This is a genomic window from Sphingomonas sp., from assembly GCF_025362505.1.
In the GTDB taxonomy this organism is placed as follows: domain Bacteria; phylum Pseudomonadota; class Alphaproteobacteria; order Sphingomonadales; family Sphingomonadaceae; genus Sphingomicrobium.
In genome coordinates, this window is the sequence record NZ_JANYGG010000116.1 from 19930 (window position 1) to 43085 (window position 23156).

Sequence of the window (23156 nt, forward strand, 5' to 3'; positions counted from 1 at the left end):
GCGCAGTAGCGAAGGCTGAAGGCGGGTTCAACCGCCCTGCGCAGCCCGCTGCGAATCCGCCGTGCCCAATGTCGGCGAGGCGACAGTCTGTGCTGTATAAGCTTTTGAAAAATTGACATTTACGCAAAATCGGAACGTTGGCGTAATCCTTTCCCGAGGATGGTCGCAAGGGGTGCGTGCGCTGGTCGAACCGCTTGCGAAGATCGTCGAACTACCGGGCGATCGCCTATTTCTTGACGCGCGGCAGTGCACCGCCTTCGGTTCGTTCGGCGGACGGCATCGTTCCGCTCATGCCAGAGTCGTGGTAAGCCGGATTGCTGACGAGGCTCGACATCGTGCCAGCTGCGCAAACGTGGTCGAGCTTGGTGATAGTGATTTCGCTCCAGTCGTCCATCGCCATCGTCTTGTTGCTGCGCCCGCCCTTGTTGGTCGCGAGATCCCAGCTTGCGGTGCCGGGCGTGCCACGCTTCGTCCCTGACTTGAGGTCGTAGGTACCTTTCAGGGGCGTCGCGTCTTTCGAACTGACGTCCAACTCCTTGGTGAACACGAACGGCTTGTGCATCCGCTTGCCCGACGCCTGGCCGGTCGCCATGTCGCGCGGCGAATAGATGGACGCGCTGCTGATCGATCCGCCGCTGCAGACCAGCTTGATCACCCCGTCGTCGCTCACTCCGTCGCCATCGACGTCGCCGGTCGCAATGCGGACGTAGCGCGTGGTCCCGTCGCTGAATGTTCCGGTCGCGGTGAAATCGGTCGCCATCGCCGGTGCGGCCGCAACCAGTGCTGCCAACGCGATTTTCGCGGATATGCTCATCATCTAGCTCTCCCTTGCCGAAGCGCGAGTGTGCGCCCTGTCGAACGCTACGGCAAGCTACTCCATAAACCGCCAGCCGAGCCTTTCGCCAGCGTGGAACGGGACGAGGCCGGCGACCCGGTCCGCTACGGTCGTTTCTGCCTGTTGCAGCGTCACCGTGCCGTCATTGAGCGGCAGACCGTAGAAGCGCGGACCATGCTCCGAGGCGAACCCCTCGAACCTGTCGAGCGCACCCTCCACCTCGAACACCGTCGCATAGCTTTCGAGCGCATGGGGGGCGTTGAAGATGCCGGCGCAGCCACAGGCCGATTCCTTGGCGTCGACCGCGTGGGGTGCGCTGTCGGTGCCAAGGAAGAATTTGGGCGAGCCGCTGACCGCCGCGGCGCGGACCGCCAGTCGGTGCGCCTCTCGCTTGACCACCGGCAGGCAATAGGCGTGGGGGCGCAGGCCGCCGGCGAACAGCGCGTTGCGGTTGAGGTGGAGGTGCTGCGGGGTGATCGTCGCGGCGACGGTGGCGGGGGCGTCGGTCACGAACTCGGCGGCTTCCTTCGTCGTGATATGCTCGAGCACGATCTTGAGCGCGGGGAAGTCCCGCACCAGTCCGCCGAGGATGCGGTCGATGAACACCGCCTCCCGATCGAATATGTCGATGTCGGGGTCGGTCACCTCGCCGTGGACGAGCAACGGCATGCCGATCGCCTGCATCCGCTCCAATGTCGGACGGATCGCAGCGAGGTCGGTGACGCCGTGCGCGCTGTTGGTGGTCGCGTTGGCGGGATAGAGTTTCGCCGCGACCCATACGCCCTCGGCATGACCCCGCGCCAGCTCGTCGGGGTCGGCGGCGTCGGTCAGATAGCAAGTCATCAGCGGGGTGAAGCGCGTCTCTGAATTGCACCCGGCGGCGGCGATCCTTGTCCGATAGGCCGAGGCCGCCGCGACGCTCGTCACCGGCGGCGACAGGTTGGGCATCACGATCGCCCGCGCGAACTGGCGCGCGGTGTAGGGCGCCACCGCGCGCAGCATGTCGCCGTCGCGCAAGTGGACGTGCCAGTCGTCGGGCCGGCGGATGGTGAGCGATTGCAAAGTCACCCGCGCCTCCTACCTCAAGGGCATGACCGCATCCACCCTCGCCGCCACGACGCTCAACGACCGCGCCGTAGTCCGCCTGTCGGGCGACGACGTACGCGGCTTCCTCGACGGACTGGTCAGCAACAGCGTTACAGGCGAAATGCCCGTCTATGCCGCGATGCTGACGCCGCAGGGCAAGGTCATCGCCGACTTCTTCGTCTGGGCCGACCAGGACGACCTGCTCCTCGACGTCGCCGCCAACGACGCCGGCGCGCTGATCCGCCGCCTGTCGATGTATCGCCTGCGCCGCCCGATCACGATCGAGCGAGACGAGGCGCTGGCGGTCCACTGGTCGCGCGCGGCGGGGCAGGGGGCGCCCGATCCGCGCCTCCCCGAACTCGGCTGGCGCTGGCTCGCCGCCGCCACCGCACCCGCAACCGGCTATGACGAACACCGCCTCCGCCTCGGGGTTGCCGAAGCAGCCGAACTGACCGACCTTCTCTTGCTCGAATGCAACGCCACCGAGTTGAGCGGGGTCAGCTTCACCAAGGGCTGTTTCGTCGGCCAGGAGAACACCGCGCGCATGAACTGGCGCAGCAAGGTCAACCGCCGCCTGTTCGTCGTCCCGGCGGAAGCCGCCCCCGACCGTGCCCGCGCCTTCTATCCCGAACTCGGCCTGGCGGTGGTCCACGCCCGGATTGACGCGATCCCCGCCGACGCGATCATTCCGCCCTGGCTGGCGCCCGCGCTCGCCCCAACCGCATAAGCGCGACCAGCCCGATCCCGGCCCACACGAGGTTCAGCGCAACCGACGGCAGCGCGTTGTTCCACCATCCGTTGAGACCCACCCCAACCGCACCCACGACATTGAGCCACTGATAGGCAGACCCCTCCGACGCGATCTTGCCCGCGGTCAGCAGCCCATAGGCGGTGACGATCAGGACCGCGCCGCTCCAGCCGGCGATTTCGAACAGGAGCGCGGCAGTCATTTCGGCCAGCTCAGCCCGTCGACCACTCGCACGGGAAGCGTCGCGATCCCCGGGTCATCGAGCAATCGCGCACTCACTCCGATGCGGTCGTGCGGCGGCGCGGTCAGCGGCTCCCAATGCGTCGCCACGCCGCAGTGGCGACAGCGCAGAATCCGCAGACACGGCTCGGCCATGTCGCTGCGCACATATTGATCGAGCTCGCCGTCGATCGCGATGGTGTCCGACGTCCCATAGACCAATCGCCAGCCGAGCGCGGTGCATTGCGTGCAATTGCAATCGGTAACCTGGTCGGGTCGCTCGGTCAGCCGGATCGTCACCGCGCCGCAGTGACACGATCCGCTGACGCCGTCCTTGCTCAAGCCGCCAGGTTCCGCAGCACGAACGGCAGGATTCCCCCCGCGCGGAAATATTCGAGCTCGTTGTAGGTGTCGATGCGGCATCGCGCGCGGAAACTCGAGTGAGACCCATCGGCCTTCACCACCTTGACCGTCACGTCCTGACGCGGGGTGATGTCGGCGACGCTGTCGATCGTGAACGTCTCGCTTCCGTCGAGGCCGAGCGTGTCGGCGCTGGCCCCGTCCTCATATTGCAACGGGAGGACCCCCATACCGACCAGGTTCGAGCGGTGGATCCGCTCGAAGCTCTCGGCGATGACCGCGCGCACGCCCAGAAGCACCGTCCCCTTGGCCGCCCAGTCGCGCGACGATCCGGTGCCATATTCCTTGCCCGCGAGCACCACCAAAGGCGTCCCGTCGGCCTGGTACTTCATCGCCGCGTCGTAGATCGCGAGTTCCTCACCCGTGGGCGCATACCGCGTCATCCCGCCCTCGACCCCGGCCAGCATGCGGTTGCGGATACGGATGTTGGCGAACGTGCCCCGCATCATGATGTCGTGATTGCCGCGGCGCGCGCCATAGCTGTTGAACTCGGCGCGGCTGACCTGGTGGTCCTGCAAATATCGGCCCGCCGGGCTGTCGAGCTTGATCGCCCCGGCCGGCGAGATGTGGTCGGTGGTGATCGAATCGCCGAACACCGCCAGCGTTTTCGCATCGACGATATCGGTCAGCGGCTTGGGCGTCATCGTCATGCCCTCGAAATAGGGCGGGTTGGCGATGTAGGTCGATGCCGCGGGCCACTTGTAGGTGTCGCCGCCGGTCACCGCGATCCCCTGCCACCGCGCGTCGCCGCGAAACACGTCGGCATAGCGCTGGCGGAACATGGTCGAGTGGACGTGCGCGTCGACAAGCGAGCGGACCTCGTCGTTCGACGGCCAGATGTCCTTCAAAAAGACGTCGTTGCCGTCGCGGTCCTTGCCGAGCGGATCGCTGGCGATATCGGCGCGGACCGTGCCGAGCAGCGAGTAGGCGACCACCAGCGGCGGCGAGGCGAGATAGTTGGCGCGGCAATCGGGCGACACCCGGCCCTCGAAATTGCGGTTGCCCGACAACACGCTGACCGCGACCAGGTCATGGTCGGCGATCGCCTTGGCGATCGGCGCCGACAGCGGTCCTGAATTGCCGATGCAGGTGGTGCAGCCATAGCCCACCAGGTTGAACCCGATCGCGTTCAGATCCTCGGTCAACCCGCTGGCGTCGAGATAGTCGGTGACCACCTTGCTGCCCGGAGCGAGGCTGGTCTTGACCCACGGCTTGCGGGTCAGGCCGAGCGCGCGGGCCTTGCGCGCAACGAGGCCCGCTGCGACCAGCACCGACGGGTTCGAGGTGTTGGTGCAGCTGGTGATCGCGGCGATGACGACGTCGCCATTGCCAAGATCGTGTTCGGCCCCCTCGACCGCGACGCGCGGATCGTGCTCCTTCTTGTAGGTCGCTTCGAGCTCGTCGTTGAAGCGGTTGTCGACATCGCGCAGCGCGACCCGGTCCTGCGGCCGCTTCGGACCCGCCAGCGACGGCTGGACCGAGGCGAGGTCGAGCTCGAGGCTGTCAGTGAACAGCGGCTCGGGCGAGCTTTCGTCGCGCCACATGCCCTGCGCGCGCGCATAGGCTTCGACGAGCTCGATCCGCTCGTCGTCACGGCCGGTGAGCTTGAGATATTCGATCGTCCGCTCGTCGATCGGGAAGAAGCCGCAGGTCGCGCCATATTCGGGCGCCATGTTGGCGATCGTCGCGCGGTCGGCGAGCGCCAGCGCGGCGAGGCCCGGACCGTAGAACTCGACGAAGCTGCCGACCACGCCCTTGGCGCGCAGCATCTGCGTGACGGTCAGCACGAGGTCGGTCGCGGTGATCCCTTCCGACAGCGCTCCCGACAGGCGGAAACCGACGACCTCGGGGATCAGCATCGACACCGGCTGCCCCAGCATCGCCGCCTCGGCCTCGATCCCGCCAACTCCCCAGCCGAGCACGCCCAGCCCGTTGATCATCGTTGTATGGCTGTCCGTCCCGACGAGGGTGTCGGGATAGGCAACCATCTCGCCATTCTGGTCGACCGAGGTCCACACCGTCTGCGCGAGATTCTCGAGATTGACCTGGTGGCAGATGCCAGTCCCCGGCGGGACGACCTGGAAATCGTCGAAGCTCTGGCTGCCCCACTTCAGAAACTCGTAACGCTCGGCGTTGCGCTGATATTCCAGCGCGACATTGTCCTCGAACGCCTGCGGGGTGCCGAACTCGTCGACCATCACGCTATGATCGATGACCAGGTGGACTGGAACCAGCGGGTTGATCTTCTTGGGGTCGCCGCCGAGGCTCTTCATCGCGTCGCGCATCGCCGCCAGGTCGACCACCGCCGGCACCCCGGTGAAATCCTGCATCAGCACCCGCGCCGGGCGATACTGGATCTCGCGACTGATCTTGCGCTCTTTTTGCCAGTCGACCATCGCCTGGAGGTCGTCGCGGGTGACCGTCACACCGTCCTCGAAGCGGAGGAGGTTCTCGAGCAGCACCTTCATCGAATAGGGCAGCCGCGACACATCGCCGAGCGCCGCGCCGGCCTTGGTCAGCGAGTAATAGCCATAGCTCTTGCCCCCGACGGTCAGGGTCGATCGCGTCTTGAGGCTGTCCTGGCCGGTCGGAATCATGGCGTGCTACTCGCTTGGGCTCGAGGGATGGTTCGACGCGCGCTTTAGCAATCGTTTCGCATCGCAGCAAAGGCTAGCTGACTACCGCCCTGGCCTCGCCCTTTTTATCGGCGCGCTCGTCCAGTTCCTCGTCGAGTTTCTCGACCTTGTCCTGAATATTCTCCTTGAGCTGGACGATCACCTCCTCGTCGAGCTCCTCGATCCCCGCCATCTCGTCGCGCGCGCCCTTCATCGCGATCAGCAGCTCGTCGAGCTTGGCGTGCATCGCGACGTCACGGCGACGATCGTCGATCTCGCGCTCGGTCTGGCGGTTGAGCACCATCTGGGTCAGCGTGATCGCTAGGATCGACAGTGCCGCGGTGAGCAGGTCGGTCTTGAGTCCGAGCGCGAACCAGGCGAGGCAAAATACGATCACCCCGATCTGCATGTAGGGGTGCGCGAACAGGGCCGAGACCCATTCGGATACTTGACCGCCGATCTCGACGATCCGGCTTTTCCCTTTTCTCGACATCGCCTTGCAACGTCCCCCGCCCGCATCGGTTGCGTCGGCGTTACGAATCCTGCGTCAGATCCAGCCGCGGCGGCGCATGTAGAGCCACGGCAGCACACCGCTCATCAGCATGATGATCAGCGCCATCGGATAGCCGTAGAGCCAGTGAAGCTCGGGCATATGGTCGAAATTCATGCCATAAATCCCCGCGACCAGCGTTGGCGGCAGGAACACCAGCGCCGCCCAGCTGAACAGCTTCATCGCCGCATTCTGCTCGATCGAGATCAGCCCCAGCGAGGCGTCGAGCAGGAACGTCAGTTGCTCCGACACGAAGCTCGAATGGTCGATCAGCGCGGCGACGTCGGCGGTCAGGCTGCCGACATGGCCGCGCTCGTCGGCCAGCCGCTCGACCCTGCTCGTGCCCGAAAGGAAGTGGATCAGTCGGCTGGTACTGACCGCGGTCTCGCGGATCTTCGCCAGCAAGGACTGCGCCCGCCCGATCCGCGTCAGCAGCGCGGTCAGCCGCGCCGCCGGGATTCGCCGGTCCTCCATGTCCTTCTTGAAGATTTGCTGCGAAATCTTCTCGATCTCGGCGCTCGATCGCTCGAGCTCGTCGGCCAGCCGGTCGACGATCGCATCGAGCAGGCGGACGAACATCTGGCCGCCGTCGGTCGCCAGCTCGGGCTCGCGCTTCCAATGCTCCGCAAGCATCCGGAACGGGCGCGGATCGGCGTAGCGTACCGTCACCAGCTGAGTCTCGGTCAGGATGAAGCCAATCGGCGACGACGACGGCTGTCCCTCGTCGATCCCGGTCAGCGTCGACAAGGTCAGGTACAGCATCCCGCCGCGCTCATAGAGCCGGCTCGACGGTTCGATCTCGGCGAGGTCGTCACGGGTCGGCACGTTCGACCCGATGAAGGTCTCGACCAGCTTCTCCTCTTCCCGCGTCGGTTCGAGCAGGTCGATCCACGCGACATCGTCGGGAATCCGCACCAGCGCACTCGCCTCGATCGGCGATCCGTCGCAATGGGGGCCGAACAAGCGGAGCATCGTCGCCCGTGTCGCCCGGCGCGGGACGATTGGCAAGCGCCGCGCGACGCCCTAGCCATCGTTCATGACTCGCACCCGCGCCTGGCTGCCACCCCTGCTTCTGATGCTCGCCGCCGCCGCGATCCTGCTGGCGATGGGCCGCCCGCCGATCTGCGCCTGCGGCCGGGTGACGCTGTGGGTGTCCTCCTCGACCAGCCCCGAGACCAGCCAGATGCTCGCCGACTGGTATAGCGCGAGCCACATTGTCCACGGGCTGCTGTTTTACGCCGCGCTGTGGCTCGTTGCGCGCCGTTGGCCGGTCGAACGCCGCTTTCTCGTCGCGCTGGCGGTCGAGGCATCGTGGGAAATCGCCGAGAACAGCCCGTGGATCATCGACCGCTACCGCAGCGCGACCACCGCAATCGGCTATACCGGCGACAGCGTGCTCAACTCGGTCAGCGACATCATGATGATGGGGCTGGGCTTCCTCCTCGCGCGCCGACTGCCACTGTGGGCCGCGCTGCTGACCGTGGTCGTGCTCGAACTCGTCCCGCTCGCCATTATCCGCGACAACCTGGCGCTCAACGTGATCATGCTGCTCCACCCCGTCGACGCCATCCGCACGTGGCAGGCGGGGGCCTGAAGGAATCGTTCAGTCTCCCGAAAGATTGAGCCGTCATAGGGAGTTGCCATGACAATCGCCCGCCATTTTGCCGTCCCGCTGACCCTCCTCGCGATCCTCGCCATGGCTGCCCCCGCACACGCCGGCGAGGTCTTCGGCGGGGTCTACAAGCACGCCGTCGCTACGCCGTTGAGCCTCGAAGGCGGACGCGAGCAGGGAGTCGACTTCCAGCTCGGCTTCCGCGGCGGTCGCCTGTTCCCCGGGCTCGGACTCCAGCCCTATGCGTTCGGCGCGCTCAACAGTGCCGGCGACACCAGCTACGCCGCCGCCGGCCTGTCGTGGAAATTCGGCGATAAATTCTTCGTCCGCCCGGGCCTCGGCCTTGCAATTCACAATGGCTCGGCGGCGAAATTTGACCGCCCCGACCGCATCGCCCTAGGCAGCCGCGTGCTGTTCGAGCCCGAACTCGGAGTCGGCCTCCGCGTCACCCGCAACGCGACGATTGAAGCGAGTTGGATCCACATGAGCCACGGCACGCTCGCCAGCGGCCAGAACCCGGGCATCGACAATATCGGCGCGCGCTTCAACCTCGGGCTCTAAATTCCCTGCAGCATCTTCAGGTGTTGCCGCTCAATCGTCATCGCCGATGCCGCCACCGGGCGCAGAGTCGGGCTGTCACCGCGCGCCGCATAATCGCTGTGCAGCCGCAAGGCAACGCGGTGGAGCTCGCCCTGCTGGCTGCGATAAGCTCGGTCGAAGTCCGGACTAGCGGCAAGTCCGTCGAGCATCGACTGGTGACGCGGCAGCAGCGCCGCCGAGGGCAACAGCCCCAGCCGCCGTCCGGCGAACGACAGCTGCGCCGCCATTCCGGTGTGCTCGTCGATCATCATCCGGGCATAGCCGCGCACCCGCGCGCTCTGCGACCGATTGAACGCCAGCCGCGACGCCTGCACCTCGATCAGGTCGAGCGATGCCGCCTGGGCGAGATAGTCCGCGGCGGACAAGGGCCCCGGCTGGACCACCACGGACGGCGGGACGACCCGCTCGGGCCGCGTCGCGCAGCCCGCGACAAGCAGGGCAAGCGCGACTGCCGCGCCGCGTGAAAGCCGTGACAATCGCATCGTCATCTCCCCCTATCGAACCTAGCGCCCGAGCATCGCCTCGGGCTTGACCACCCGGTCGAACGTCGCCTCGTCGACCAGCCCCAGTTCGAGCCCGGCCTCCTTCAGCGTCAGCCCCTTCTGGTGCGCCACCTTGGCGATCTTCGCGGCATTGTCATAGCCGATCTCGGGCGCCAGCGCGGTGACCAGCATCAGCGACTTGTTCATCAACTCGGCGATTCGCGCCTCGTCGGCCTCGATCCCGTCGAGCGCGCGCTCGGTAAAGCTCTCCATCCCGATCGACAGCAGGTTGATCGAGCGGATCACGTTCGCCCCGATCAGCGGCTTGAACACGTTCAGCTCCATATGACCCTGAAGCCCGCCGATGGTCACCGCGACATGGTTGCCCATGACCTGCGCCGCGACCATCGTGAGCATCTCGCACTGGGTCGGGTTGACCTTGCCTGGCATGATCGAGCTGCCCGGTTCATTTTCGGGCAGCTTGAGCTCACCCAGCCCACAGCGCGGCCCCGACGCGAGCAAACGGATGTCGTTGGCGATTTTCGACAGCGACACCGCGATCACGTTCAGCACTCCCGACAGTTCGACCAGCGTGTCGTGTGCGGCGAGTTCGGCGAACTTGTTCGGCGCCGAGGTGAAGGCGAGCCGGGTGAGGTTGGCGACCTCTTTCGCGAATGCCCCGGCAAACCCGTTGGGCGCGTTGAGGCCTGTCCCGACCGCCGTCCCGCCCTGCGCAAGGCGGAGCAACCGCGGCATGACCCCGTCGACCCGCGCGATATTGTCGGCCATCATCTGCGCATAGCCGGAAAATTCCTGGCCCAATGTCAGCGGGGTCGCGTCCTGCAGATGCGTCCGCCCGATCTTGACAATATGGTCCCACTGCTTGGCCAGCTGGTCGAGCCGCGCATGGATCGTGCGCAGCGCCGGCAGCAATTTCCCGACAACACTCCGCGCCGCGGCAATATGCAGCGCAGTCGGGAACGAGTCGTTCGACGACTGGCCCTTGTTGACATGATCGTTGGGGTGGACCGGCGACTTGCCGCCTTTCTTGCCCGCCAGTTGCTCGTTGGCGCGCCCCGCGATCACCTCGTTGGCGTTCATGTTCGACTGGGTGCCCGACCCGGTCTGCCAGATGACCAGCGGGAACTGGCCGTCGAGATCGCCCCGCGCGACTTCCGCCGCCGCCTGCTGGATCGCCTCGGCCAGCTGCGGGTCGAGCCCGCCGATGCGCGCATTGACCCGCGCCGCCGCCTGCTTGACGAAACCCAGCGCGTGGACGATTTCGACCGGCATCCGCTCGCTCGCTCCGAACGGGAAGTTCTGGATCGATCGCTCGGTCTGCGCGCCCCAATAGCTGTCGCCGGGAACGTCGATCGCCCCGAAACTGTCGGTTTCGCTGCGCATGCCGCTGGCCATTTTCACTATCCCCAAGCCGATGATTCAGCCGGGGCCTAGCGCCTGATCGTCGGCGGTGGAAGCGTCTCGCTGCCACCGGTGGCCGCGGCTTGATCCGAATAACCATGCTTTCACGCAGCCGCCGATCAGGCTAGCACCCCGCGATGCGCAACCGGTCGATCATCGCCGCTCTAGGCCCCGCCCTGCTCCTCGCCGCCTGCGCCAGCGAGACCCCCGCGCCAGTCTCCGCCCCGCCCCCGATCGGTCCCGCGCTGTCCGTCCACCAGCACGGCCGCCTCCTCGGCCTCGCCGCGCCCGATCTCGGCGAGCTGTTCGGCGCGCCCTCGCTGCAGGTCCGCGAAGGCCCCGGCCTCAAGCTCCAGTATCGCGGCGGCGGCTGCGTCCTCGACGCGTACCTTTACGCGCCGCCAAGCGGGCAGGGGCTCGCGCGGGTAACCCACGTCGACACCCGCCTTCCCAGCGGCGCCGACACCGACCAGAGCGGCTGCGAAGCCGCGATCGAAGGTTCGCGTTAGTGCTTTGTCACCGGCATTCAGGGGTTATCGCATGCGTCACCGTAACGCCGCCGACGTTCAGCGCGGCTTGACGAATTTCAGCGTCATGCGGTCGCTTTCGCCGATCGCGAGATAGCGGGCGCGGTCCTTGTCCCCCCCCTCCAGCGTCGGCGGGAGGGTCCACACGCCATTGGGGTAATCAGCTCTATCCTTGGGGTTTGCATTGACCTGCGATTCCGCGGCGAGACGGAACCCTGCTGCGGTCGCCAGCTTCACGACGGTCGACCGCTTGAGATAGCCGCTCGACTTCTCCAGCTTGCTGTCGCGGCGTTCCGGCAGGCGGTGGTCGACGACGCCAAGCGTGCCGCCCGGCTTCAGCATCTTGAAGAAGGCGACGAACACGCGCGGCGCGGTATCGGGTCCGTCAAACACGAGGTTGTGGACGTTGCGAAAGGTCAGCACGACATCGGCGGAGCCCGGCGCGACATTGCTCTTGCCCGTCGCCGTGTCGATCGATGCTGCGGTGGCACCGGCATAGCGGGTCCCGCCTGGGGCAAGGAGTTTGGTCAACCCGGCCTGCGCCTTGGGCGTGGCGCCGGCGAGCGCAACATAGCGCCCCTTGTGGTGCAGCAACGGCGCGAGGATCTCGGTGTACCAGCCGCCGCCTGGCGAATACTCGACCACGGTCTGCCCCGGCTTCACCCCGAAGAAGCTCAGCGTTTCGACCGGATGGCGATATTTATCGCGCAGCCGGTTCGCAGCGGTGCGGTGGGTGTCGGCGACCGCCGCGACGATCGCGGGGTCGGCGCCGGTCGTTCGCGCCGCGAGTGGCGTCGCGCACAGCAGCGAGAGGGCGAAAGCGGCAAGGGTCAAACGGATCATGTCGGTCTCCGGCTGGTAAGGATCAGAAGCTATTGAATGAAGGAGACAGGATTACGGTGACAGTGTACCAATTTACATCTTCTGGATCACGTCAAATTACCCGCTCTTCCGGATGATAGCGCACGCTTTACCGGATCAGTCGAGTCAACGCCCACCCCGCCGCCTCGGCCAGCACCGGGTCGTCGCTCTCCACGAACCGTTCGACACTCTCACGCAAACCCGCCTCCCCATTATTCCCCGCCGCGATCAGGCAATTGCGCATCATCCGCGCCCAGCCGATGCGCTTGATCGGCGAGCCGGCGAACATTTCGCGAAACCCCGCCTCGTCGAGCGCGAGCAGGTCGGCCAGCGCCGGCGCCGCGAGTTCAGCCCTCGGCAGGAACGCCCGGTTGGCCTGCCCCGCCTCGGCAAACCGGTTCCACGGGCACACCGCCAGGCAATCGTCGCAGCCATAGATGCGATTGCCCATCGCCTCCCGAAACTCGGTCGGGATCGGCCCATGATGCTCGATCGTCAGATAGGAAATACAGCGCCGCGCATCGATCCGGTGGGGCGCGGTGATCGCGCCGGTCGGGCAGGCGTCGATGCACCGCGTGCACGACCCGCAATGATCTTGTCCCGGGGGATCGGGGACAAGCTCGAGGCTGGTCATCACGATCCCGAGGAACAACCAGTTGCCATGCTCGCGGCTGAGCAGGTTGGTATGCTTGCCCTGCCACCCGATCCCCGCCGCCGCCGCTAACGGCTTCTCCATCACCGGCGCGGTGTCGACGAACACCTTGAGCTCGCACCCGGTCTCGTCGGCCAGCCACCGCCCAAGCGCCTTGAGCCCCTTCTTGACCGCCTTGTGATAGTCTCCGCCCTGCGCATAGACCGAGATCCGACCCCGCTCGCTTGCCCCCGCCAGCGCCAGCGGATCGGTCGCGGGCGCATAGCTCATCCCCAGCGCAATCACCGACCGCGCCCCCGGCCACAGCCCGTTCGGCGAGGCACGCTCGTCGGCCCGCGCCTCCATCCAGCCCATCCCGCCGTGGCGTCCGTCGGCGAGCCATTCGCGTAATCCCGCTCCCGCCTCGGGCGCCGCATCGGCCGCCGCGAACCCGCACGCGACGAACCCGTGCTCGGCGGCCTTTTCGCGGATGCGCTGCTCGATGCTCATTGTCATTTAACGACCATCCTTTACCAGTCGGCGGCATGAGTGAAACCGCGTTCGCGCTCGAAGCGCACGATCTCGTCAAGGATTTCGGCGACAAGCGCGCGGTCGACGGGGTCAGCCTCGCCGTTCCTGCCGGCGCGATTTACGGAATCCTCGGCCCCAACGGTGCCGGCAAGACCACCACGCTGCGGATAATGCTCGGGATCATCGACCCGTCGTCGGGCAGCGCCAGCCTGCTCGGCCACAAGCGCCCGCTCGAGGCGGCGCGCCAGGTCGGTTACCTCCCCGAAGAGCGTGGTCTTTACCCCTCGATGCACGCCGCCGACGCAATCGCCTTCATGGGCGCTCTGCGGGGCCTGCCGTTACGCGAAGGCCGTCGCCGCAGCCGCGCGCTGCTCGAGGAGCACGGTCTCGGCGCGTGGGCCGACAAGCCGATCCGCAACCTGTCGAAGGGCATGGCGCAGACCGTCCAGCTGCTCGGCACGCTGGTCCACAAGCCGCGCCTGATCGTCCTCGACGAGCCCTTCTCGGGCCTCGACGCGATCAACCAGGGCAAACTCGAGGCGCTGATCCGGCGCGAGGCAGCGCAAGGCACCACGATCGTCTTCTCGACCCACGTCATCGCCCATGCCGAGCGATTGTGCGAGCGCGTCGCGATCATCGCCGAGGGCAAGGTCGCGTTCGAAGGCGCGGTCGACGAGGCGCGCGACCGCCTCCGCCCCATCGTCCGCCTGCGCACCCGCTCGCCCGACGGCCCGTGGCGCGCTGCGCTCCCCGCCAATGCCCGCAACGACGGCGGCGAATGGACCTTCGAACTTCCCCCGAGCGGCCCCGAGCCCTTGCTCCGCGCGCTGCTCGACGGCGGCGCCGGGATCGAAACGCTGGCGATCGAGCGCCCCGGCCTCCACGACGCGTTCGTCGCCATCGCCGGCGAGGCCGCCGCGCACGCCATGGACGAACCCGAAGCCGAGGCCGCCTGATGTACGTCCCCGAAATCATCCGCGCCGCGTTCGTCATCGCGCGGCGCGACTTTACCGCCACGGTCCTGCGCAAGACCTTCCTGCTGTTCCTCATCGGCCCGCTGTTTCCGGTCATCATGGGGATCGGTTTCGGCGGCATGGGCGCCCGACTGGCCGAGGACGGCGGTCGGCCCGCGGTCGCGGTCATCGCCACCGCACAGGCGTTCGAACCGTTGCGCGCTGCCCGCGACCGCCTCGCCGCAGCCACCCCCGAAGCGTCGCCGGTCGAACTTATCCAGGTCACCCCCGAAGCCGACCTCGCTGCCCAGCGCGCCCGGCTCCTCGCGCGCAAATCGCCCGCTGTCCTCGCCGTGCTCGAAGGAGGGATCGATGCGCCGCACGTCACCGGAACGATCCAGAGCGACGGGCGCACCGTCGCCCAGCTCGACCATATCATCGCCGACGCCCGCGCGGGCATCGGCGCGCCCGGCGTCAAAGTCGCCCGCACCATCGAGGTCACCTCGACCGAACGCGCCGGAGGCACCCTTGCCAGCGCGCGCGGGCTCACCGCTCGCGGCGGCCAGACGATCCTGTTCCTGCTGACGATCCTCCTCGCCGGCGCGGTGCTGTCGCAGCTGATCGAGGAGAAATCGAACAAGGCGATCGAGATCCTCGCCGCCGCGGTCCCGGTCGAGGCGATCTTCGTCGGCAAGCTGTTCGCGATGCTCGCCATCTCGTTCGTCGGTATCGCGGTGTGGACGATCACCGGCGCGCTCGGCATCGCCGCGTGGAGCAGCGGCGGGCTCGCCGGACTGCCCGCCCCGGCAATCGGCTGGCCGATCTTCCTCGCGCTGACCTTCGCCTATTTTTCGACCGCCTACTTGCTGATCGGCTCGGTGTTCCTCGCCATCGGCAGCCAGGCGGGCAGCGTGCGCGAGATCCAGACGCTCAACATGCCAGTCGTCCTCGCCCAGAGCGCGATCTATTTCTTCGGTGCCTCGGCGGTCGGCCATCTCGACGAGCCGCGCGGGATCGCCGCCGCCATCTTCCCGCTGTCCTCGCCGTTCGCGATGATCGCCCGCGCCGCCGAGCAGGACGTCATCTGGCCGCACCTCGCCGCGCTCGTCTGGCAGGCGTTCTGGGTCGCGCTGATCCTGCGCGCCGGGGCCCGCCTGTTCCGCCGCAACGTCTTGAAGTCGGGGCCCCAACGCCGTTGGTGGGGCGGCAAACGGGCCACGTCCTAGCTGGAAATCGCGGCCCGGGCGCTGTCCTCGAGCTGCTTCATCAGCGCCTTGTGCGGGAAGGGGCCGTGGCTGATCCGGGCTACCCCGGCCAGCGCCCATACCGCGGTCGCCGGTGCGCCGGGGAAGGCGATCGCGTTGAGCGGCAGCGGCACCGCCTTCACCACCCGCTCGATGTGCCGCGGATCGGTGATGCGGGGCACGAAAAATCCGCTCGCTCCGGCATCGGCGAAGGCCTTGCCGCGATCGATCACTTCGCCGATCAGCGCGTCGTCGGCGTCCTTGTTTTTCAGCAGCAAGTCGGTGCGCGCGTTGATGAAGAAGTCGCTACCGACCGCGTCGCGGATCGCGGCGATGCGCCTGGCCTGCTCGGCGCGCGGATGAAGTCCCTCGCCGCCGATCACCTGGTCCTCGAAGTTGCACCCGATCGCGCCGGTTTGCTTGAGACGGGCGACGTTGGCCGCGCCGATTGCGGGATCGACCGCATAGCCGCCCTCGAAATCGACGCTCACCGGCAGCTCGACCGAGCGCACGACCCGCTCGGCATTGGCCAGCGCGAACTCGATCGGCACCTGCTCGCCATCGGGCCAGCCGTTCGCGTCCGCCACCGGGTGACTGCCGGTCGCGAGCGCCTTCGCTCCCGCCGCCGCGACCGCCCGCGCGCTGCCTGCGTCCCACACATTATACAGCACGACCGGGTTGCCCGGCACGTGCAGCGCGGCGAAGCGGGCGAAGAGCGAATGGCTGGTCATGGCAAATCTCCGGGGTTGGTTGCACATAATTAGTCGCGCGCGGGAGCGATTGCCACTCGTCGCCGCCTCTTCTACGCTTCGCTCATGCGCTTTACCTTGATCGCCGCCTTGGCCCTTGCTCCCCTGACCGCCCCCGTTCACGCCGCGCCGCCTTTCGTCGCGCCGCTCCCGCCAACCATCCCGTGGCACGGATCGAGCGAAAGACTGGTCGCCAAGCCAACCGATCCGTGGATCACCCCCGCCGAGGCGGCGAACTTCGCGCGCACCCCGTCCTACGCCGACACGAGCGCCTGGCTCGATCGCCTCGTCGCCGCCTCGCCCTTGCTCCACCGCGAGGTCTTCGGCCGCTCCGCCCAAGGCCGCGAGCTCTACGCCATCCGCGCGTCGAAGCCCGGCGGCGGCGCCAAGCCCGTCCTGTTCGTTCAGGCCGGGATTCACTCGGGTGAAATCGAGGGCAAGGACGCCGGGCTGATGCTGCTGCGCGACATCGCGCTGCGCGGCAAGGACCGACTGCTCGACCGCGCCGACCTCGTCTTCGTGCCGATCTTCAACGTCGACGGGCATGAGCGCAGCTCGGCGTGGAACCGTCCCAACCAGCGCGGCCCCGACAACCAGGGCTGGCGCACCACCGCGCAGAACCTCAACCTCAACCGCGATTACATCAAGGCCGACACGCCCGAGATGCGCGCCATGCGCAGCTACCTCAATCGCCTCAACCCTGCGCTGGTCCTCGACCTCCACGTCACCGACGGGGTTGATTATCAATATGACATCACCTTCGCCTTCGCCGGCTGGGCGGGCTATTTCGCCCATTCGCCAGCGATCGGCCGCTGGCTTGACGCGCACTATCGCCCGGCGATCTCCGCCTCGCTCGCCCGCAACGGCCATATCCCGGGGATGTACGTCGATGCGGTTGATCCGCGCCGTCCCGACCAGGGAATTAACCTGAATCCCGACTCCCCCCGTTACTCGTCCGGCTATGGCGATCTCGCCCGCCAGCCGACGGTGCTGGTCGAATCCCACTCGCTCAAGCCCTACCGCCAGCGTGTGCTCGGCACCTATGTGCTGGTCGAGGAGTCGCTGCGGCTGGTCGGCGAGGAGGGCGCCGGTCTCGAACAGGCGATCGCCGCCGATCGCGCCGCGCGCCCCGCGACCGAGGTGATGAAGTGGAAGCCCGCCCCGGCGCCGCTCTACGTCATCCCCGACTTCAGGGGCATCGCCCACGCCAGCGTTCGCTCGCCCGCATCGGGCGGCAACGAAATCCGCTGGCTCGGCCGCCCGGTGACTCAAGCCATGCCTGTCTTCGGCAAGGTGCCCGATACGATCGTTACCCTCCCTGCCGCCTGGTGGGTGCCGGTGACCAAGCCCGAGGTCATCGCCCTGCTCAAGCTCCACGGCATCGCCTTCGAGACCCTCGCCGCTCCGCGAATGGTAACGCTCGACATGGTGCGGCTCGTCGATCCGACGCTCGCCAAGCCGGACGAGGGCCACGTCCCGCTAACCGCCGCCGCCTACGTCCACGCGTCTCGGTCCGAAACATACCCGACTGGGTCGGTCCGCGTCCCCTCGGACCAGCCGCTCGGCCTGCTCGCCGCGGCGATGCTCGAGCCCGAAAGCCCGGACTCGCTGTTGGCATGGAATTTCTACCCCGAAATCCTGATGCGCACCGAATATATCGAAGGATATGTCATCGCCCCGCTGGCCGACCGCATGTTGGCCGCGGACCCCGCGCTGAGGGCGGCATTCGAGAACAAGCTCGCCGCCGATCCCAAATTCGCCGCCGATCCCGACGCCCGCCTCGGCTGGTTCTACGAGCGCACCCCCTATTACGACGAGCGCTACCTGCTCTACCCGGTGGGACGCGAACTCAGCCGCTAGTGAACGAACCGCGCCACCACATCGCGATACGACCGCGACACCTTCACCTGCGCGCCTGAATCGAGCACCAGAAAACACTCGCCGTTGGTGTGTGGCTTGACCTGCTTGACGAGGTCGAGGTTGACGATCGTCGAGCGATGCACCCGCTGGAATCGCCGCGGATCGAGCCGCTTCTCGAGGTCCTTCATCGTCTCGCGCAGGATCAGCGTATTGTCGCCGGTCTGGATGCACATGTAATCGCCCGCCGCGTCGATCCGCTCGATCGTGTCGACATCGACCCGGAAAATCTGCCCCTGGTCGCGGATGTTGATCATCTTTTCGAAGCGGTTCGACGCCGGCCCCTCCGCCGCGCTGCCCTCGGCCAGCTCCTCCGCCGCTTCGGGCGCATGTTCCTCCAGCGCTTCCTTCAATCGTTCGGCATCCAATACGCCGCGCCGTTCGGCCAGCCGCTGGCGCACCCGGTCCATCGTTGCCGCCAACCGGTCCTCGTCGACCGGCTTCATCAGATAATCGATCGCCTGCGCCTCGAACGCGCGCAGCGCATGGTCGCCAAAGGCGGTGACGAACACGAACAGCGGTGGCTCGACCTCCATCACGCCCTGAATCACCGAGAAGCCGTCGAATCCGGGCATCTGGATGTCGAGGAAGACGAGGTCGGGCTGGTCGGTCTTGATCGCGCGGATCGCCTCACGCCCGTTGGCGGCGGTGGCGATGATCTCGACGTCGTCGTGCGCCTGCAACCGCAATTGCAGCCCCTGCGTCGCCAGCGGCTCGTCGTCGACCAGGATGGTCCGGATGCTCATGCTCGATACTCGCTCTCGGATGGAATTTCGACAATAACGCTGAAGCCCCCCTTATCGTTCAGCCGTGAAACAAAGCCATGCCCCGGGCCATAGGCTTGCGTCAGACGGTCGCGAATATTGGCCAGTCCGACGCCGGTTGACTCGGTGCTCATCGAATGCGCCCCGGGACCGGCCCCGCTGTCGGCCACCTCGATCCGAACGCAGCGCCCCTCGCGCGACGCGGTGATCCAGATGTCGGCACCTTCCTCGCTCGGTGTCACGGCATATTTGATCGCATTTTCGACCAGCGGCTGGAGCAGCAGCGACGGCAGCCGCGCCCCGATCGTTTCGGCATCGATGCGGAAGTGCGGGCGCAGCCGGTCCTCGAACCGCATCTTCTCGATCTCGAGGTAAAGTTTCAGCGTCTCGACTTCCTGCGCCAGCGTGACCTGCGCGGTCGGCTCGTTGATCAGCGTGTAGCGCAGGAAACTCGCCAGCCGTGACAGCATCGCATTGGCCCGCTCGGTCTGCCGAAGCAGCACCAGCGTCGAGATCGAATTCAGCGTATTGAACAGGAAATGCGGGTTGAGCTGATAGCGCAGCATCGCCAATTGGGCCGACGACGCCTGGCTCTCCATCTCCTCGCGCTGCTCGATTTCCTCCTCGAGCAACAGGTAGTAATTGATCCCGTAGTAAAGCGCCGACCACGCCGCCAACAGCGCGAAGTCGAGCAGGATCGCGCCGAGATATTCGATTCCCGCCGGCCGCGCGTCGGGACGAACGAAGGTCGCATTGCTCCACGTCTCGATGAACGAGAACACCGCCGAGGCAACGACCACCGTCCCCAGACTGATCGTTGCCGTCCACAGCGGCGGCATCTGGATCAGGCGGCGGTAGAGCGATCCCATCAGCAGCGTCAGCGAATAGCCCGTCGCGGTCAGCAACAGCGTATGGACCAGAAACATCAGGCCCATCGAATTGGCGATGCCGCTTAGCGAGCGGAGAATGAAGTAGCCCGTCCAGCCGGCCGACTGGAGCAGCCAGAAGGCGCGGTTCTTGTCGGCGAAGAAAGGACTGTCGAGCTTGACCTTCTTGAGGATCGGTCGCGCCGGACCCCTGCCGCTACCGGCACCCCGCCCCGATGCAAGCGGATAACGGGTTGACGGCGGGACGGGGACCGGGTCGACGGGGTCGATCAGCCGTGCAGGCTCGCTCGCCATCTCAACCCTTGCTCATGCGACTGCACATCGCGCCGCTATAGTCGGCAAGTGGCCGAACCCCAAGTCGGGGCCCGGCCATCGCCTTTACGCGTCCTTGCCGCCCGGCGTGTGCGCGCCCGGCATCGGAGGCACCGGCAACGGCGGCGTGTCCTCGTCCAGTTCGTGCACTTCGGTCAGGCCACGGCCGACATGGCTGCGGCTGCGGCTGTAGAGGAAGTAGACGACCAGGCCGATCCCACCCCAACCGACCAGCACCAGCTTCGATGTCGTGTCCAGCGCCGCGTAAAGAACGATGCAGCCGATGATTGCCGCCGGCGCGACGATCCACACCGCCGGCGTCCGGAAGCTGCGCTTGCGCGAAGGATCCTTCACCCGCAAAATGAGCACCGCCAGCGCCACCATTGCGAACGCGAACAACGTGCCCGAGTTCGAATAGTCCGCCAGGCTGCCGACCGGCAGCAAGCCCGCAAAAATCAGCGCGAAAAGGCCGGTGACCGCGGTCACGACATAAGGCGTCTTGAACTTGGGGTGCACCTTGGCGAACGACGCCGGGAGCAGGCCGTCACGAGCCATTGTGAAGAATACGCGCGTCTGGCCGAACATCATCATCAGCACCACCGACGGCAGCGCGATGATCGCCGCAAGACCGACCAGCCAACCGACCACGGGATAGTTGATCGTCTGGAGCACGTGGACCAGCGCATGCTTGGAACAGACCAGAGGCTCGGTCACACCGCTGGCAACGATCGCTGCGCAGCGCCCCGCCATTTCGGGCGAGCCCGGTGCCAGGAAGGCACCCGCCGCAGACGTCACGGGCTGCGCGCCCACCGTGCCGATCGCGCCGGCCGCAACCAGCAGATAGATGACCGTGCAGATCAACAAGCTGCCGATCAGGCCGATCGGTACATTGCGCTGCGGATTCTTGGTTTCTTCGGCCGCGGTCGAAACCGCGTCGAACCCGACATAGGCGAAAAAGATCGATGCGGCCGCGCCGACATAGCCCGTGCCGCTGGTCAGGTTCCCGAACCCCGTCGGGGTAAATGGATGAAAATTCGATGCCTTGATCGCCGGAAGCGTCAGGACCATGAACGCGGTGAGGGCGATCAGCTTGACGACGACAAGCACCGCATTGACCATCGCGCTTTCGGTCGTGCCCTTGATGAGCAAGGCGGTGACCGCCATGACCACGACGATGGCCGGCACATTGATGAAGCCGCCATTTTGCGCAGCGGCAAGCAGGTCGGGCGTCGCCGTCGAGCCAAACGCCAGAGCGACTTTGGCCATCAGCCCGTCGGCGTTGCTGATCAGCGCGGGAAAGTGAACGCCGCTGTCCGCCAGCGCACCGACAAGATGGTTCGACCAGCCGACCGCGACCGCACTCGCTCCCAGGGCATATTCGAGCACCAGTGCCCAACCCACCATCCACGCGAGCAATTCGCCCATCACCGCATAAGTGTAGGTATAGGCCGACCCCGCGACCGGGACCATCGACGCGAGTTCAGAATAGCATAGCGCCGCGACTGCGCACACGAACCCGGCAATGCAAAAACTCAGCATCATGCCCGGACCGGCCTTTTGCGCCGCGACTGCGGTCAGCACGAAAATCCCCGTCCCGATGACCGCGCCGACCCCGAGCATGGTCAGCTGGAACGCGCCCAGCGATCGGTGCAGCCCCTTTTTCTCGGCGGTCGCGAGGATCGCGTCCAATGATTTTACGCGGTCGAATAACATGCTCGTCCCCTCGGGCGTTTTCTTGTCTGGTGGCGGAACCTAGCGCCTAAGCACGGTCGTGCAATCCCCTTAGCGCGCCAGCATCGGCCCCAAGGGCGCCCCGCCGAACACATGCACGTGCAGATGAGCGATCTCCTGGCCGCCGCGCTTGCCGGTGTTGGCCATCACCCGATAGCCCTGTGCCGACGCCCCCGTCATCCGCCCGACCTCGCCGACCGCGCGAACAAAATCGGCAATCTCGGCCTCGCTCGCCTTCGCTGAGAAATCGTCCCACGACACATAGGCCCCTTTGGGCATCACCAGCACATGGATTGGCGCGAGCGGCTTGATGTCGTGAATCGCGAGGCTGTGCCCGGTCTCAAGGACCTTGATACACGGCAACTCGCCGCGCAGGATCCGCGCGAGAATATTGCTTTCATCGTAAGGCAGGCTGGCATCGATGGGCATGTTCGTCTGACTCCGCTTGACCGCAACGTCCCCGGCGCTACCACGGCAACATGTCCGACGACACGCCCGAAAGCCTGATCCCCTATGACGAGATCGTCCAGGAGGCATTGCGCGAAGTCGTCGGCCGAGTCCTGCGCGAGGTCGAAGCGACCGGCACGCTTCCCGGCGGGCATCATTTCTACATCACCTTCCAGACTCGCATGCCCGGGGTGACCATCCCCAAGCATCTGTCGGACCGCTTCCCCGATGAAATGACGATCGTCATTCAGCACCGCTTCTGGGATTTGAAGGTCGAAGATGAGTTTTTCACCGTCGGCCTGTCGTTCGGGGGCATTCCCTCGACCCTGGTCGTGCCGTTTGCGGCGGTGACCGACTTCGTCGACCCGGCGGTCGATTTCAGCCTCAAGTTCCAGGCCAATGGCGCGCCGAGCGAGCATGAGGATCATGACAAGCCCGAGAACGACAGTCCGGTCAGCGAGCCGGTTGACGATGGCTCGAACGTCGTCAGCGTCGATTTCACGAAGAAGAAATGACTTGAAACGTCACCCCGGATCAAGCCCGGGATGACGAAAGGCACATTATGAGCATCACTCGCACCGAAACCGACAGCTTCGGCCCGCTCGAGGTCCCGGCCGACAGCTATTGGGGCGCGCAGACCGAGCGTTCGGTAGCCAATTTCCCGTTCGGGACGACCGAACGGATGCCGGTCGAGATCGTCCATGCCTTGGGCTTTGTGAAGCAGGCGGCGGCGCGGGTGAATGCGCGGATCGGCGGGCTCGATCCACAATTGGCAGAGGCGATCCAGCAGGCCGCCGGTGAAGTCGCGCGCGGCGATCTCGACGGGCAATTCCCGCTCGTCATCTGGCAGACCGGCAGCGGCACCCAGTCGAACATGAACGCCAATGAAGTGATCGCCGGCCGGGCCAACGAGGTGCTGGCCGGAACGCGCGGCGGAAAGACGCCGGTTCACCCCAACGACCATGTCAATTCGGGCCAGTCGTCGAACGACAGCTTCCCGACTGCGATGCACA

At 66.3% G+C, this 23156-nt stretch carries 25 protein-coding genes; 9 read left to right on the forward strand and 16 right to left on the reverse strand.

Going from position 1 to position 23156, the window contains the following annotated elements; all coding sequences use genetic code 11:
- Positions 1-226: 226 nt before the first annotated feature.
- Complete coding sequence (locus Q0R27_RS11385) at positions 227-817, reverse strand: hypothetical protein (protein WP_293944824.1); 591 nt, start codon at positions 815-817, stop codon at positions 227-229.
- A 54-nt stretch (positions 818-871) separates the two neighbouring features.
- Complete coding sequence (gene pyrC, locus Q0R27_RS11390; protein WP_293944826.1) at positions 872-1903, reverse strand: dihydroorotase; 1032 nt, start codon at positions 1901-1903, stop codon at positions 872-874.
- A 22-nt stretch (positions 1904-1925) separates the two neighbouring features.
- On the opposite strand from pyrC, the gene Q0R27_RS11395 reads away from it, so the two are divergent.
- Positions 1926-2648 carry a folate-binding protein gene (locus Q0R27_RS11395; protein WP_293944828.1) on the forward strand — a complete coding sequence of 241 codons (723 nt, stop codon included), beginning with the start codon at positions 1926-1928 and terminating at the stop codon, positions 2646-2648.
- Here the strand turns inward: Q0R27_RS11395 and Q0R27_RS11400 are convergent.
- The 5 genes from Q0R27_RS11400 to Q0R27_RS11420 form a co-directional block, all read right to left on the reverse strand.
- Complete coding sequence (locus tag Q0R27_RS11400) at positions 2605-2871, reverse strand: hypothetical protein (protein WP_293944829.1); 267 nt, start codon at positions 2869-2871, stop codon at positions 2605-2607. The two genes, Q0R27_RS11395 and Q0R27_RS11400, sit on opposite strands and share 44 nt — an antisense overlap.
- Entirely contained in the window at positions 2868-3230 is a 363-nt protein-coding gene (locus Q0R27_RS11405; RefSeq protein ID WP_293944830.1) for a hypothetical protein, read from the reverse strand. Before Q0R27_RS11405 ends, Q0R27_RS11400 begins: the two co-directional genes overlap by 4 nt.
- Positions 3227-5905: an aconitate hydratase AcnA gene (gene acnA, locus Q0R27_RS11410; RefSeq protein ID WP_293944831.1), complete on the reverse strand. Its 2679-nt coding sequence runs from the start codon at positions 5903-5905 to the stop codon at positions 3227-3229. Before acnA ends, Q0R27_RS11405 begins: the two co-directional genes overlap by 4 nt.
- A gap of 73 nt (positions 5906-5978) precedes the next feature.
- Positions 5979-6416, reverse strand: coding sequence for a hypothetical protein (locus Q0R27_RS11415; protein ID WP_293944833.1), 438 nt, complete (start codon positions 6414-6416; stop codon positions 5979-5981).
- Positions 6417-6470: 54 nt separating this feature from the next.
- Positions 6471-7445 carry a magnesium transporter CorA family protein gene (locus Q0R27_RS11420; RefSeq protein WP_293944835.1) on the reverse strand — a complete coding sequence of 325 codons (975 nt, stop codon included), beginning with the start codon at positions 7443-7445 and terminating at the stop codon, positions 6471-6473.
- 64 nt (positions 7446-7509) lie between these two features.
- On the opposite strand from Q0R27_RS11420, the gene Q0R27_RS11425 reads away from it, so the two are divergent.
- Together Q0R27_RS11425 and Q0R27_RS11430 are read left to right on the forward strand one after the other, a co-directional pair.
- Positions 7510-8067: a DUF2585 family protein gene (locus Q0R27_RS11425; protein WP_293944837.1), complete on the forward strand. Its 558-nt coding sequence runs from the start codon at positions 7510-7512 to the stop codon at positions 8065-8067.
- Between the two features lie 48 nt (positions 8068-8115).
- Entirely contained in the window at positions 8116-8646 is a 531-nt protein-coding gene (locus Q0R27_RS11430; RefSeq protein ID WP_293944841.1) for an acyloxyacyl hydrolase, read from the forward strand.
- Here Q0R27_RS11430 and Q0R27_RS11435 read toward each other — a convergent pair.
- Positions 8643-9167, reverse strand: a complete 525-nt coding sequence (locus Q0R27_RS11435) for a DUF4142 domain-containing protein (RefSeq protein ID WP_293944844.1) — start codon at positions 9165-9167, stop codon at positions 8643-8645. The genes Q0R27_RS11430 and Q0R27_RS11435 overlap by 4 nt on opposite strands.
- Positions 9168-9188: 21 nt before the next feature.
- Positions 9189-10571: a class II fumarate hydratase gene (gene fumC, locus Q0R27_RS11440; protein ID WP_293944846.1), complete on the reverse strand. Its 1383-nt coding sequence runs from the start codon at positions 10569-10571 to the stop codon at positions 9189-9191.
- A gap of 155 nt (positions 10572-10726) precedes the next feature.
- On the opposite strand from fumC, the gene Q0R27_RS11445 reads away from it, so the two are divergent.
- On the forward strand, positions 10727-11098 hold the full coding sequence (locus tag Q0R27_RS11445) for a hypothetical protein (protein WP_293944848.1): 372 nt from the start codon (positions 10727-10729) through the stop codon (positions 11096-11098).
- 57 nt (positions 11099-11155) lie between these two features.
- Here Q0R27_RS11445 and Q0R27_RS11450 read toward each other — a convergent pair whose 3' ends face one another.
- Both Q0R27_RS11450 and queG read right to left on the reverse strand, forming a co-directional pair.
- Positions 11156-11956, reverse strand: coding sequence for a methyltransferase (locus Q0R27_RS11450; RefSeq protein WP_293944882.1), 801 nt, complete (start codon positions 11954-11956; stop codon positions 11156-11158).
- Between the two features lie 130 nt (positions 11957-12086).
- The gene (gene queG / locus Q0R27_RS11455; RefSeq protein ID WP_293944851.1) at positions 12087-13124 is read right to left on the reverse strand and encodes a tRNA epoxyqueuosine(34) reductase QueG; all 1038 of its coding nucleotides are present in this window, start codon (positions 13122-13124) and stop codon (positions 12087-12089) included.
- A gap of 29 nt (positions 13125-13153) precedes the next feature.
- Here queG and Q0R27_RS11460 point away from each other — a divergent pair, with 29 nt between their 5' ends.
- Both Q0R27_RS11460 and Q0R27_RS11465 read left to right on the forward strand, forming a co-directional pair.
- A complete protein-coding gene (locus Q0R27_RS11460) occupies positions 13154-14095 on the forward strand; it encodes an ATP-binding cassette domain-containing protein (RefSeq protein WP_293944853.1) in 942 nt (313 codons plus the stop codon).
- Positions 14095-15318 (forward strand): ABC transporter permease, encoded by a 1224-nt coding sequence (locus tag Q0R27_RS11465; protein ID WP_293944855.1) that lies wholly within the window; start codon positions 14095-14097, stop codon positions 15316-15318. Before Q0R27_RS11460 ends, Q0R27_RS11465 begins: the two co-directional genes overlap by 1 nt.
- Here Q0R27_RS11465 and Q0R27_RS11470 read toward each other — a convergent pair.
- Positions 15315-16067, reverse strand: coding sequence for an isocitrate lyase/phosphoenolpyruvate mutase family protein (locus tag Q0R27_RS11470; RefSeq protein ID WP_293944858.1), 753 nt, complete (start codon positions 16065-16067; stop codon positions 15315-15317). The two genes, Q0R27_RS11465 and Q0R27_RS11470, sit on opposite strands and share 4 nt — an antisense overlap.
- Positions 16068-16151: 84 nt before the next feature.
- Here Q0R27_RS11470 and Q0R27_RS11475 point away from each other — a divergent pair, with 84 nt between their 5' ends.
- Positions 16152-17945, forward strand: a complete 1794-nt coding sequence (locus tag Q0R27_RS11475) for a M14 family metallopeptidase (protein ID WP_293944860.1) — start codon at positions 16152-16154, stop codon at positions 17943-17945.
- On the opposite strand, the gene Q0R27_RS11480 is transcribed toward Q0R27_RS11475, so the two are convergent.
- From Q0R27_RS11480 to Q0R27_RS11495, 4 genes are all read right to left on the reverse strand, one after another.
- The gene (locus Q0R27_RS11480; protein WP_293944862.1) at positions 17942-18748 is read right to left on the reverse strand and encodes a LytTR family DNA-binding domain-containing protein; all 807 of its coding nucleotides are present in this window, start codon (positions 18746-18748) and stop codon (positions 17942-17944) included. The two genes, Q0R27_RS11475 and Q0R27_RS11480, sit on opposite strands and share 4 nt — an antisense overlap.
- The gene (locus Q0R27_RS11485; RefSeq protein WP_293944865.1) at positions 18745-19947 is read right to left on the reverse strand and encodes a histidine kinase; all 1203 of its coding nucleotides are present in this window, start codon (positions 19945-19947) and stop codon (positions 18745-18747) included. Before Q0R27_RS11485 ends, Q0R27_RS11480 begins: the two co-directional genes overlap by 4 nt.
- Before the next feature lie 84 nt (positions 19948-20031).
- Positions 20032-21678 carry an amino acid permease gene (locus Q0R27_RS11490; protein ID WP_293944868.1) on the reverse strand — a complete coding sequence of 549 codons (1647 nt, stop codon included), beginning with the start codon at positions 21676-21678 and terminating at the stop codon, positions 20032-20034.
- A 69-nt stretch (positions 21679-21747) separates the two neighbouring features.
- Positions 21748-22125, reverse strand: coding sequence for an HIT domain-containing protein (locus tag Q0R27_RS11495; RefSeq protein ID WP_293944872.1), 378 nt, complete (start codon positions 22123-22125; stop codon positions 21748-21750).
- 50 nt (positions 22126-22175) lie between these two features.
- On the opposite strand from Q0R27_RS11495, the gene Q0R27_RS11500 reads away from it, so the two are divergent.
- Together Q0R27_RS11500 and Q0R27_RS11505 are read left to right on the forward strand one after the other, a co-directional pair.
- Positions 22176-22658, forward strand: a complete 483-nt coding sequence (locus Q0R27_RS11500; protein ID WP_293944876.1) for a ClpXP protease specificity-enhancing factor SspB — start codon at positions 22176-22178, stop codon at positions 22656-22658.
- Positions 22659-22705: 47 nt separating this feature from the next.
- The coding region (locus Q0R27_RS11505) for a lyase family protein (protein WP_293944878.1) at positions 22706-23156 on the forward strand (451 nt) is incomplete at its 3' end.

Coding starts and splice junctions, on each gene's coding strand:
- queG (WP_293944851.1), bottom strand. CDS start 13,124: ATGACAATGAGCATCGAGCAGCGCATCCGCGAAAAGGCCGCCGAGCAC.
- Q0R27_RS11385 (WP_293944824.1), bottom strand. CDS start 817: ATGATGAGCATATCCGCGAAAATCGCGTTGGCAGCACTGGTTGCGGCC.
- Q0R27_RS11500 (WP_293944876.1), top strand. CDS start 22,176: ATGTCCGACGACACGCCCGAAAGCCTGATCCCCTATGACGAGATCGTC.
- Q0R27_RS11480 (WP_293944862.1), bottom strand. CDS start 18,748: ATGAGCATCCGGACCATCCTGGTCGACGACGAGCCGCTGGCGACGCAG.
- Q0R27_RS11460 (WP_293944853.1), top strand. CDS start 13,154: ATGAGTGAAACCGCGTTCGCGCTCGAAGCGCACGATCTCGTCAAGGAT.
- Q0R27_RS11445 (WP_293944848.1), top strand. CDS start 10,727: ATGCGCAACCGGTCGATCATCGCCGCTCTAGGCCCCGCCCTGCTCCTC.
- Q0R27_RS11430 (WP_293944841.1), top strand. CDS start 8,116: ATGACAATCGCCCGCCATTTTGCCGTCCCGCTGACCCTCCTCGCGATC.
- Q0R27_RS11490 (WP_293944868.1), bottom strand. CDS start 21,678: ATGTTATTCGACCGCGTAAAATCATTGGACGCGATCCTCGCGACCGCC.
- Q0R27_RS11425 (WP_293944837.1), top strand. CDS start 7,510: ATGACTCGCACCCGCGCCTGGCTGCCACCCCTGCTTCTGATGCTCGCC.
- Q0R27_RS11475 (WP_293944860.1), top strand. CDS start 16,152: ATGCGCTTTACCTTGATCGCCGCCTTGGCCCTTGCTCCCCTGACCGCC.
- Q0R27_RS11465 (WP_293944855.1), top strand. CDS start 14,095: ATGTACGTCCCCGAAATCATCCGCGCCGCGTTCGTCATCGCGCGGCGC.
- Q0R27_RS11470 (WP_293944858.1), bottom strand. CDS start 16,067: ATGACCAGCCATTCGCTCTTCGCCCGCTTCGCCGCGCTGCACGTGCCG.
- Q0R27_RS11485 (WP_293944865.1), bottom strand. CDS start 19,947: ATGGCGAGCGAGCCTGCACGGCTGATCGACCCCGTCGACCCGGTCCCC.
- Q0R27_RS11400 (WP_293944829.1), bottom strand. CDS start 2,871: ATGACTGCCGCGCTCCTGTTCGAAATCGCCGGCTGGAGCGGCGCGGTC.
- Q0R27_RS11395 (WP_293944828.1), top strand. CDS start 1,926: ATGACCGCATCCACCCTCGCCGCCACGACGCTCAACGACCGCGCCGTA.
- acnA (WP_293944831.1), bottom strand. CDS start 5,905: ATGATTCCGACCGGCCAGGACAGCCTCAAGACGCGATCGACCCTGACC.
- Q0R27_RS11415 (WP_293944833.1), bottom strand. CDS start 6,416: ATGTCGAGAAAAGGGAAAAGCCGGATCGTCGAGATCGGCGGTCAAGTA.
- Q0R27_RS11435 (WP_293944844.1), bottom strand. CDS start 9,167: ATGCGATTGTCACGGCTTTCACGCGGCGCGGCAGTCGCGCTTGCCCTG.
- fumC (WP_293944846.1), bottom strand. CDS start 10,571: ATGCGCAGCGAAACCGACAGTTTCGGGGCGATCGACGTTCCCGGCGAC.
- Q0R27_RS11420 (WP_293944835.1), bottom strand. CDS start 7,445: ATGCTCCGCTTGTTCGGCCCCCATTGCGACGGATCGCCGATCGAGGCG.
- Q0R27_RS11495 (WP_293944872.1), bottom strand. CDS start 22,125: ATGCCCATCGATGCCAGCCTGCCTTACGATGAAAGCAATATTCTCGCG.